The 9,943-nt window shown below is 45.2% G+C and carries 12 protein-coding genes and 1 pseudogene; 7 read left to right on the forward strand and 6 right to left on the reverse strand.

Going from position 1 to position 9,943, the window contains the following annotated elements:
• The 4 genes from pilW to ACTHUE_RS06655 form a co-directional block, all read left to right on the forward strand.
• Nucleotides 1-659: type IV pilus biogenesis/stability protein PilW (gene pilW / locus ACTHUE_RS06640; RefSeq protein ID WP_440423152.1), on the forward strand; the 659-nt coding region annotated here is incomplete at its 5' end.
• Nucleotides 660-1,544 carry a helix-turn-helix domain-containing protein gene (locus ACTHUE_RS06645; RefSeq protein ID WP_049336589.1) on the forward strand — a complete coding sequence of 295 codons (885 nt, stop codon included), beginning with the start codon at nt 660-662 and terminating at the stop codon, nt 1,542-1,544. It begins immediately after the preceding gene.
• Nucleotide 1,545: 1 nt separating this feature from the next.
• Nucleotides 1,546-2,811, forward strand: a complete 1,266-nt coding sequence (gene ispG, locus ACTHUE_RS06650) for a flavodoxin-dependent (E)-4-hydroxy-3-methylbut-2-enyl-diphosphate synthase (protein ID WP_039862169.1) — start codon at nt 1,546-1,548, stop codon at nt 2,809-2,811.
• 33 nt (nt 2,812-2,844) lie between these two features.
• A complete protein-coding gene (locus tag ACTHUE_RS06655) occupies nt 2,845-3,690 on the forward strand; it encodes a DUF817 domain-containing protein (protein WP_004519788.1) in 846 nt (281 codons plus the stop codon).
• Between the two features lie 58 nt (nt 3,691-3,748).
• On the opposite strand, the gene ACTHUE_RS06660 is transcribed toward ACTHUE_RS06655, so the two are convergent.
• The 4 genes from ACTHUE_RS06660 to ACTHUE_RS06675 all read right to left on the reverse strand — a co-directional run bounded on the left by ACTHUE_RS06660 (nt 3,749) and on the right by ACTHUE_RS06675 (nt 6,549).
• Nucleotides 3,749-5,290 (reverse strand): L-lactate MFS transporter, encoded by a 1,542-nt coding sequence (locus tag ACTHUE_RS06660; protein ID WP_039862148.1) that lies wholly within the window; start codon nt 5,288-5,290, stop codon nt 3,749-3,751.
• 469 nt (nt 5,291-5,759) lie between these two features.
• The gene (locus ACTHUE_RS06665; RefSeq protein WP_049336588.1) at nt 5,760-5,945 is read right to left on the reverse strand and encodes a hypothetical protein; all 186 of its coding nucleotides are present in this window, start codon (nt 5,943-5,945) and stop codon (nt 5,760-5,762) included.
• 52 nt (nt 5,946-5,997) lie between these two features.
• Nucleotides 5,998-6,300, reverse strand: a complete 303-nt coding sequence (locus tag ACTHUE_RS06670) for a hypothetical protein (protein WP_004519792.1) — start codon at nt 6,298-6,300, stop codon at nt 5,998-6,000.
• A gap of 6 nt (nt 6,301-6,306) precedes the next feature.
• Complete coding sequence (locus ACTHUE_RS06675; protein WP_079453701.1) at nt 6,307-6,549, reverse strand: polymorphic toxin type 50 domain-containing protein; 243 nt, start codon at nt 6,547-6,549, stop codon at nt 6,307-6,309.
• 45 nt (nt 6,550-6,594) lie between these two features.
• Between ACTHUE_RS06675 and ACTHUE_RS06680 the strand changes: the two are divergent.
• A pseudogene (locus tag ACTHUE_RS06680) lies at nt 6,595-7,172 on the forward strand (NAD(P)H-dependent oxidoreductase).
• Between the two features lie 55 nt (nt 7,173-7,227).
• Here ACTHUE_RS06680 and ACTHUE_RS06685 read toward each other — a convergent pair.
• Nucleotides 7,228-7,458, reverse strand: coding sequence for a histidine phosphatase family protein (locus ACTHUE_RS06685; RefSeq protein ID WP_198400583.1), 231 nt, complete (start codon nt 7,456-7,458; stop codon nt 7,228-7,230).
• A 70-nt stretch (nt 7,459-7,528) separates the two neighbouring features.
• The gene (locus tag ACTHUE_RS06690) at nt 7,529-8,110 is read right to left on the reverse strand and encodes a superoxide dismutase (protein ID WP_003683473.1); all 582 of its coding nucleotides are present in this window, start codon (nt 8,108-8,110) and stop codon (nt 7,529-7,531) included.
• A gap of 154 nt (nt 8,111-8,264) precedes the next feature.
• Here ACTHUE_RS06690 and dnaB point away from each other — a divergent pair, with 154 nt between their 5' ends.
• Both dnaB and ACTHUE_RS06700 read left to right on the forward strand, forming a co-directional pair.
• The gene (gene dnaB, locus ACTHUE_RS06695; protein ID WP_036490624.1) at nt 8,265-9,671 is read left to right on the forward strand and encodes a replicative DNA helicase; all 1,407 of its coding nucleotides are present in this window, start codon (nt 8,265-8,267) and stop codon (nt 9,669-9,671) included.
• Nucleotides 9,672-9,827: 156 nt separating this feature from the next.
• The coding region (locus ACTHUE_RS06700) for a pilus assembly FimT family protein (RefSeq protein WP_440423154.1) at nt 9,828-9,943 on the forward strand (116 nt) is incomplete at its 3' end.

Raw genomic sequence — 9,943 nt, forward strand, 5'->3', positions numbered from 1 at the left:
TTTCTAATATCAAAACCCAACTGGCTGTGGAATATATGCGCGGCCAAAACTACCGCCAAGCTACTGAAAGTATCGAAGAGGCGCTTAAGTCCAATTCCAAAAATGACCTTGCTTGGTTGGTACGCGCCGAGATTTATCAGTATTTGAAAGTCAAAGACAAAGCTCAAGAAAGCTTTCTTAAAGCATTGTCTTTAAAACCTGATAGTGCGGAAGTCAACAACAACTACGGTTGGTTCTTGTGCAATCAAATGAATGCACCGGCCGAATCTTTGGCTTATTTTGACAAAGCACTGGCCGACCCAACCTACCCAAGCCCCTTTATTGCCAATATGAATAAAGGCATTTGCAGCGCAAGGTTAGGTCAATACTCTTTAGCCCAAGCCTATTTGGAAAGGTCTTTAGCAGCAAATCCGCAATTCTTCCCTGCTTTCAAAGAACTTGCCCGAACCAAAATGATGGCAGGCAATCTGAACGATGCCGACTATTATTTCCGCCAATACCAAAGCAAAGTTGATGTCCTGCAGGCTGACGATTTGCTTTTAGGCTGGCGTTTGGCTACCGCCTTGGGTAATAAACACGCCGCATACGAATACGAAGCCCAACTTAGGGCAAACTTCCCTTATTCAGACGAACTACAAACCGTCACAACAGGCCAATAAATGGAAAATAACGATAAAATCAACTACGACACACAAGCCGCCAAAACATTGGGGGATGAATTACGCAAACACAGAACTGATGCCAAAATCGATATTCAAGATGTTGCTTCACGTTTGAAACTGTCTACCGAACAAATTGATGCTTTGGAAAAAGGGGAATATTCCGGCTTTCCCGGTTTAGTCTTTGTTTCAGGTTATCTGCGTTCATATGCACGATTTCTGAAAATCGACGAACAAATCATCGCCAAACATTTGCGCTCCATTACTCCGCAACTTGAAGACCATGTATACGCGGTAACACGCAGCACCAACTCCGGCTTAAGCTTCACAGATACTGAAAAGCAGGGCTTCCCAAAATGGATATTGGGGATAGCCGCATTGGCTTTGGCTGTAGGCGGCGTTTACTTTTGGCAAAGCAAATCCAGTTTTGAAAACGAACAGGCAAATATTCAAAACAGCAAAGATGTTGCTGATACGATGAAAACGCCTGCCTTAAAAACGGATAATGTTGCCGTTAGCGAAATGACGGAAGACGGCAAAAAAGAAATCACCAATAAGCCTGAAGTGGCCAATGATCAAGCAGCCTCAGCAGCTTCCGCCGCCGTACAAGAAGAGAAACCTGCTGTCAAAGTTGAGAAAGACGAACTTTGGATTAAAGTCCAATACCGAAGCAATCTGATTATTGCAGACAAAGATGGAAAAGTTGTATTCAGCCGTATCGTTCCAGCCGGAAGCGAACAACGTCTGAGAGGCGGCGCACCTTACAATGTTTGGATCGGTATTGCAGCCGGCTCGGAAGCCAATTACGGCGGCACACCTATCGAACCTTTGAAATACCGTGTTGCCGGTGAAAAATCCGCCTCTTTTGTTGCAGGAAAAAACTAAAATGACCACACCTAAACGCCGTCAGACACATCAAGTCAAAATTGACCATCTCATCATCGGCTCCGATGCGCCCGTTGTTGTGCAATCTATGACCAATACCGACACCGCAGATGCAGAAGCAACAGCCCGACAGGTCAAAGAGTTGAGCGATGCCGGCTCAGAAATGGTCCGTATCACGGTTAATACTCCTGAAGCGGCTTCCAAAGTAGCCGAAATCCGCAGCCGCTTAGACGATATGGGCTACACCACGCCCCTGATCGGCGACTTCCATTTCAATGGCGAACGCTTATTGGCCGAATTTCCTGAGTGCGGCAAGGCCCTGTCTAAATACCGCATCAACCCAGGCAATGTCGGTAAAGGCGCAAAAGGCGATGAGAAATTTGCCTTTATGATTCGTACAGCGGCAGAAAACAATAAAGCCGTACGCATCGGTGTGAACTGGGGTTCGCTTGATCAAAGCCTTGCCAAACGTATGATGGATGCCAACCTAGCTTCTGCCACACCGAAGCCGCCTGAAGAAATCATGAAAGAGGCTTTGATTGTTTCGGCGCTGGAATCGGCAGAAAAAGCCGTGGCTTTGGGCTTGCCTGAAGACAAAATCATTTTGTCGTGCAAGGTCAGCGCCGTACAAGACTTGATTCAGGTTTACCGCGAATTAGGCAGCCGTTGCCGTTACCCGCTCCATCTCGGCCTGACCGAGGCGGGCATGGGTAGCAAAGGCATTGTGGCTTCCACCGCAGCTTTGTCCGTATTGTTGCAAGAAGGTATCGGCGACACCATTCGAATTTCCCTTACGCCCGAACCTGGCTCCCCACGTACACAAGAAGTCATTGTCGGTCAGGAAATCCTGCAAACCATGGGCTTACGCTCCTTTACGCCAATGGTTACAGCCTGCCCGGGTTGCGGCCGTACCACCAGTACCGTATTCCAAGAATTGGCGCAAGACGTACAAAACTATTTACGTCAAAAAATGACTATTTGGCGCACTGAGTATCCAGGCGTTGAATCATTGAACGTTGCCGTAATGGGTTGCGTAGTCAATGGCCCGGGCGAAAGCAAACTTGCCGATATCGGTATCAGCCTGCCAGGTACAGGCGAAACACCGGTTGCGCCGGTTTATGTAGACGGCGAACGGAAAGTTACCCTCAAAGGCGACAATATCGCTGCCGAGTTTTTACAAATCGTTGAAGATTATGTCAAAACCAACTATTGCGAAGGTGGCGCAAAACGTAAGCAAAACCGCGTTATTCCGATTCAATCTGCCTAAAACATTTTCAAGATAAAGAGGCCGTCTGAAAATATGTTGGGCAAACTGGATACTTGGCTGACTGAACATCCCAAACGCAAGGATTTGCATGGTTGGCGACGCTTTATCGTTGAATTTTGGTTTTTCGGTTTGAAAGAAGCACGAGCCTGCTTATTTGCAGGCTTGTTTTTCATTGCCATGTTCCTCGTTCCGAAAACAGGCTTGTTGGGAATTTCGCGCTACGACCTGCTGCTGATTTTTGCCATCTCCATACAAGCAGCCATGCTGTATTTCAAGCTAGAAACTTGGGATGAAGTGAAATCGATTACGCTGTTTCACTTGGTGGGCTTTGCTTTAGAGTGGTTCAAGACATCAGGCGATATCCAATCATGGAGCTATCCGGATGAGGCTTATACCAAAATCGGCGGCGTACCGCTGTTTGCAGGCTTTATGTATGCCGCAGTCGGCAGCTATATCATTCAAGCATGGCGGCTGTTTGACTTAAAAATCAAAAGCCATCCGCCGTATTGGTTGGGTACTTTGTGCGCACTGGCGATTTATATCAATTTCTTCACCCATCACTATATCGGCGACTATCGCTGGTATCTTGCTGCTTTCGCTCTCGGCCTATATGCCCGGACAACGGTCTTATACACGCCCTATGACACCACTCGCAAAATGCCGCTCCTGCTCGCTTTCGTCCTGATCGGATTTTTTATTTGGCTGGCGGAAAATTTGGGAACCCTATTCGGCGTTTGGCGCTATCCCAACCAAATCGGCGCGTGGGCATCGGTACACATCAGCAAATGGAGTTCATGGGCTTTACTGGTGATGATGACTTTTACCATCGTTGCGAATTTAAAACACATCAAACATACCATCAGCGTATCAAAAGATTAGTTGCTTAATATTTTAAAAGGCCGTCTGAAACTTTCAGACGGCCTCTAATTTTCAACAATCAATTAAACAAACTTAAGGCTTTAACAAACACCATAATGACGCCATAGCCCAAAGGAATGCAGACCAAAGCCCAACGCCACCATACGCCGATACCGCCCGCTGATACTTTCTTGCTGATCAGATAAGCATCGGATACAGCGGTTTCATCATCGGGATTGCCACTATGTGCCGCGACCTTAATGTCTTTCTCGTGATGCTTTTCATGAACAGAACGGACACTCAAATTACACAACAAACCAACAATCAACAAACCTGCCATGATGTACATGGTAATGCTATAAGCTTCAGCAGCCGGAACGCCACTTTCAATTTGGCTTTGGCGGATATAGTTGACCAACACCGGGCCAATAACAGCCGCAGTTGACCATGCCAGCAAAATCCTGCCGTGTATTGCCCCGACTTGATAAGTGCCGAACAAATCCTTCAAATACGCCGGAATGGCTGCAAAACCGCCGCCATACATGGAAATGATGACGCAGAAACCAATGACAAACAAAGCCTTGTTACCGCTCTCGCCAATCGACGGAATGGCAAAATACAACAGCGAGCCGAGCACAAAGAAAATAGTATAAGTATTTTTACGGCCAATTTTGTCGGACACGCTGGACCACAAAAAGCGGCCGCCCATATTAAACAGACTCAACAGACTCACAAAACCTGCCGCCGCACCCGCACCAATTGCCGCTTGTTTTCCTACAGATGCCTCGGAAAAAAGCTCCTGAATCATGACGGAAGCCTGACCTAGAACGCCGATACCCGCTGTCACGTTCAAGCACAACACCCAAAACAAGAGCCAGAATTGCGGCGTTTTCATGGCTTGTGAGACATTGACATGATTACTGCTGACCAATTTGCTTTTGTTTTTCGGCGCAACATAACCTTTAGGTTTCCAGCCATCGGCAGGTACACGGATCGTAAACGCGCCGAACATCATCAACACCAAATAAAACAATCCTAAAACGACAAAAGCCTGCGCTACGCCAACTGAAGTTTCACTGGAGAAAAAATTCATCAGCGACACGGATAAAGGCGAGGCCAGCATCGCGCCACCACCAAAACCCATAATCGCCAAGCCTGTCGCCATACCCGGTTTATCGGGAAACCATTTCATCAAAGTCGATACAGGCCCGATATAGCCCAAGCCCAAACCAACCCCACCAATCACACCGTTACCCAAATAAAGCAAAAACAGATTGTGCGTATGAACGCCAATAGCCGACACAAAAAAGCCCAAACTAAAACAGCAGGCGGCAACAAACATCGCCTTACGCGGCCCAACGCGCTCCATCCATGTACCGAACATGGCCGCAGACGCGCCCAACATCGCCAAGGCAATACTGAAAATCCAACCGACCGTGGTCAGCTTCCAATCTCCTGCAGCCGACTCAGTAATACCGATAAGCTTGGTCAGCGGCGCATTAAACACGGAATAAGCGTATATCTGCCCGATGGCAAGATGCACGGCCAAAGCGGCAGGCGGTACCAGCCAACGATTAAAGCCGGGTTTGGCAATGGTCGCCTCACGGTCTAGAAATTTCATAAAATCCTCTTGTCTATGTGTGTCAAACGCTGATTCCATATCATGCGGAATCAGAAAATTGTTGACAATATTTTAGCATAATCTCCCGTTTATCCTTTTTTCTGCTCCATGATAATTTTGCGCATCAGACAGAAAAAACATTCATCTAAACCATTTCTTCACGCCAATATCGACAAAAAGGCCGAGACCTTTGCAAAAGTCTCAAGTTGACCGTATTGGCGGAAAAAATTCAAACGCGTAGTAAGGGCATTTTCAGGGAGTTGTTGAACAGTATGCATAAAATTCGGCAAATAATCGCAGTTCGGGGAAAGGATATTTGGGTGGCGCACCAAAATTACTACAAAATGACTTGCGTCTATTGGTAGGTGAATGCACTTTTATAAGAAATTTCCCCATCATAATAAATAATCCATGTAGAAATAAAATTTAAAGATTCTGGCTCATGCATAGATGTAATAAGTACTGAATGTTACTTTTTTTCTATCCCATCAGCTATAGATGTAGCCCAGCTATTTTTATATTCTTCAATACCCCAATAGTCTATTGGAATATGTAATTCTTCTACATATTCACCTAAAGAGATTGAAGCCAAAATATGCATCCCATATCCATTATCAAAAGATGTACCTTTATCTTTAAAGAAAATACCAAACATTATTAATCCTTAATTCTTTTTAAATCCTTGTCATAAATAAATAGTTCCAATCTTATTCATATTTTTCATGGCGCTTATATACACATATATAATTATCAAAAGATAAATATTTAGGGTAATCAATCCTAACTAAATTCTCATCAATAGTATAATCCTCACCAAAATTAGAAATAATATCTGTACCAATTTTATAAATCTCTTCATTCCAATAGGTAGAGATATCTCCATCAATAACGATATAAATACTTATACAATTTTCATTGATTCTTACATAAACACCTCTAACCTCTTTGGTAATTTTACCTATCAAGGCATTTTGGGTAACAATTCTTAATCTTATAATGTCATTATTCATAGACTATTATTCCTTTGGTTTAGCCGGAACTACATGATATCCATTTTTACTATAATGAATAATCCCCATAGTTGTTGGGGTTTGATTTCCTGTAACAGGATCGATATAAATACCGATATTTTTATTGAAGTTCACCCTTTCTTTAAAACCAGGAAGCCCAATTTCAGTTTTTCCCACCTGCTGTCCAGTTCCTACATAACCTTTTAAAGAATCTAAACTTACAGTGATAAAGATGCAGTAAAAAGGCATAATGATAGCCCCATTTTTATAATTATTTATTTTAGGGGCAAAAAGATGAATATTTTATTACTAGACGGTAGAAAAGAGTTTGGTCATTCGCATGGTGAGTTGAACCATACGCTTCACAAAAAAGCGAAAGAAGTTTTGACCGCACTTGGACACAATGTACAAGAAACCGTGATTAATGCGGGCTATGATGTTGAAGCAGAAATCGAAAAATTCTTGTGGATGGATGCCGTGATTTGGCAAATGCCAGGCTGGTGGATGCACGAACCTTGGACAGTGAAAAAATACATAGACGAAGTATTAACTGCCGGACACGGCAAGCTTTACCACAGTGATGGCCGCCATCGTGTCAATCCGATAGAAGGCTACGGCACAGGTGGTTTGTTGCAAGGCAAAAAAACATGCTCTCGCTTACTTGGAATGCGCCGATTGAGGCCTTCACCCGAGAAGGCGATTTTTTCGAAGGCAAAGGCGTGGATGCGTTGTATATGCACTTCCACAAACTCAATGAGTTCATCGGTTTGACCCGTCTGCCGACATTCTTATGTAACGATGTGATTAAAAATCCACAAGTGGAACAATACTTAGCAGACTACCAAGCACACTTAGAAAAAGTATTCGGCTAATGGCAAAAAAGGTGGGTAAAATGCCCACTTTTTTATTATTGATGAATGGGTGTGATCATTGTAAATGAGCCACATCGTTAAGCTGCTCAATATGAAAACCGCTTTCACTATCATATTTCACAATACTGATTGAAGTATGCAACAATGACACGGATTTACCCTCATCACGATGGTTTTCCCAAGTCGCTCCGCCTAGTAAGGACAATAAAAGCCGCAGGGTATGACCATGCGATACCACTAAAATATTAGCGCCCGATTGATGTATCGTAAAGGGCGGCCATTGCACGTACTGCTAATTGTTCAAAGGTTTCAGGCCGTCTGAAAAATTTTCAGACGGCCTTTTCACTCATATCGTTTTATGCGGCGAAGCGTTTGGCAACTTCATCCCAGTTAACAATTTCCCAGAAACCTTTCAGGTAGTTAGGACGGCTGTTGCGGTAGTCGATGTAGTAGGCGTGTTCCCATACGTCGCAAGTCAACAGCGGAGTGTTTTCAGTAGTCAGCGGAGTACCTGCATTGGAAGTAGAAACCAGATCCAATTCACCGGCAGGTGTTTTCACCAACCATGCCCAACCGGAGCCGAAAGTACCGGCCGCGCAAGCATTGAACGCTTCTTGAAATTTCTCGAAGCTGCCCCATTTGGCGTCGATGGCTGCAGCCAATTCGCCGGCAGGTTTGCCTTGGCCTTTAGGGGTAAAGCCCAGCCAGTAGAAAGTGTGGTTCCAAGTTTGGGCAGCGTTGTTGAACATACCGCCGGAAGATTTTTTCACGATTTCTTCCAAAGGCATTTCTTCAAACTCAGTGCCTTTGATTTGATTGTTCAAATTGGTGATGTAAGTTTGATGGTGTTTGCCGTAGTGAAACTCCAAAGTTTCTTTGGTCAGATGGGGAGATAACGCATCCAGTTCATAAGGCAATTGTGGCAGCTTGTGTTCCATTTTTATGCTCCTAATTATTGATATTTATATTTTGGTAGTGTACGTCGTCATATTGACAACATAGCTATTTTACCTGCTTTAGCCTAAACAAACCAATTGAACTTACACTGCGTTATAATAGCGGATTACAATTTTCCAGCCAGAGATGCCCGTCATGAGCAATTATTCCGATATGCCGTCTGAAGACCGTGAAATCAGCGCATTATCACTGCCGCCACATTCCACAGAAGCGGAGCAATCCGTATTGGGCGGCCTGATGCTGGAAAATTCTGCTTGGGACCGTATTGCCGATGTCGTTTCCGGCGAGGATTTCTACCGCCACGAACACCGCCTGATTTTTCGTGCCATTGCCAACCTGATTAACGAAAGCCGCCCTGCCGACGTCATTACCGTTCAAGAAAGTTTGGAACGCAATGAAGAATTGGAAGCAGCAGGCGGATTCAACTATCTGATTACACTGGCGCAAAACACGCCATCCGCTGCCAATATCCGCCGCTACGCCGAAATCGTGCGAGAACGTTCCATCATGCGCCAGCTTGCCGAAGTCGGCACGGAAATTGCGCGTAGCGCATACAATCCACAAGGGCGCGATGCAGGTCAGCTTTTGGACGAGGCGGAAAACAAAGTATTCCAAATTGCCGAAAGTACCGCCAAATCCAAACAAGGCTTCCTTGAGATGCCCGACCTTTTGAAAGAAGTGGTCGAGCGCATCGATATGCTTTATTCGCGCGACAATCCTGATGAAGTAACCGGTATATCGACAGGCTTTATCGACCTCGATAAAAAAACATCAGGCCTCCAACCGGGCGATTTGATCATCGTCGCAGGCCGTCCTTCCATGGGTAAAACCGCCTTTTCGATCAACATCGCAGAACACGTTGCCGTAGAGGGCAAGCTGCCTGTTGCCGTATTCTCGATGGAAATGGGCGGTGCGCAGCTGGTTATGCGTATGCTGGGTTCTGTCGGACGTTTGGATCAAAGCGTTTTAAAAACCGGCAGATTACAAGACGAACACTGGGGCCGTCTGAACGAGGCGGTCGTTAAACTCTCCGATGCACCCATGTATATCGATGAAACGCCGGGTTTGACTGCACTCGAACTGCGCGCCCGCGCCCGTCGTCTTGCCCGCCAGTTCAACGGTAAATTGGGCTTGATCGTCATCGACTACCTGCAATTAATGTCAGGCTCCGGCCGTTCTGACAACCGCGCTTCCGAGCTTGGCGAAATTTCCCGCTCACTCAAAGCATTAGCCAAAGAATTGCAAGTTCCCGTCATTGCACTGTCGCAGTTAAGCCGTACCGTTGAGCAGCGTACCGACAAACGCCCGATGATGTCCGACTTGCGTGAATCCGGCGCAATCGAACAAGATGCCGACTTGATTATGTTTATGTATCGTGATGAATACTACAACTCAGAATCACCCGCAAAAGGCTTGGCGGAATGTATTATCGGTAAACACCGTAACGGTCCCGTCGGGAAAGTATTCCTCACTTGGATGGGTCAATTTACCAAATTTGATAATGCCGCCTATGTTCCAGAATCCATGTTGATGGAAGATTGAGACAGATTGTCTGAAAAACTAACCGAATTTCATATTTCATTAGTCACGCATTACAAAATCGTTTAAAATAAATCTAATAAAAGCAAAAGCATTGCCACAGGCAAATGCAAAAGAGAAAACGTCAGTTACCCAACACATTACTACCAAAAATCACTCATGTATCAGACACAAAAAGGCTTCACCCTAATTGAGTTGCTGATCGTCATTACTATTGCAGCAGTAATGGCCGTCATCGCACTTCCCAATATGAATCAATGGATTGCCTCCAGACG

The sequence above is a fragment of the Neisseria sp. P0021.S005 genome (assembly GCF_051956955.1).

What these genes read in the sequence shown, in the direction of transcription:
- ACTHUE_RS06645 (WP_049336589.1), top strand. Translation starts at nt 660, where the DNA reads ATGGAAAATAACGATAAAATCAACTACGACACACAAGCCGCCAAAACA.
- ispG (WP_039862169.1), top strand. Translation starts at nt 1,546, where the DNA reads ATGACCACACCTAAACGCCGTCAGACACATCAAGTCAAAATTGACCAT.
- ACTHUE_RS06655 (WP_004519788.1), top strand. Translation starts at nt 2,845, where the DNA reads ATGTTGGGCAAACTGGATACTTGGCTGACTGAACATCCCAAACGCAAG.
- ACTHUE_RS06660 (WP_039862148.1), bottom strand. Translation starts at nt 5,290, where the DNA reads ATGAAATTTCTAGACCGTGAGGCGACCATTGCCAAACCCGGCTTTAAT.
- ACTHUE_RS06665 (WP_049336588.1), bottom strand. Translation starts at nt 5,945, where the DNA reads ATGTTTGGTATTTTCTTTAAAGATAAAGGTACATCTTTTGATAATGGA.
- ACTHUE_RS06670 (WP_004519792.1), bottom strand. Translation starts at nt 6,300, where the DNA reads ATGAATAATGACATTATAAGATTAAGAATTGTTACCCAAAATGCCTTG.
- ACTHUE_RS06675 (WP_079453701.1), bottom strand. Translation starts at nt 6,549, where the DNA reads ATGCCTTTTTACTGCATCTTTATCACTGTAAGTTTAGATTCTTTAAAA.
- ACTHUE_RS06690 (WP_003683473.1), bottom strand. Translation starts at nt 8,110, where the DNA reads ATGGAACACAAGCTGCCACAATTGCCTTATGAACTGGATGCGTTATCT.
- dnaB (WP_036490624.1), top strand. Translation starts at nt 8,265, where the DNA reads ATGAGCAATTATTCCGATATGCCGTCTGAAGACCGTGAAATCAGCGCA.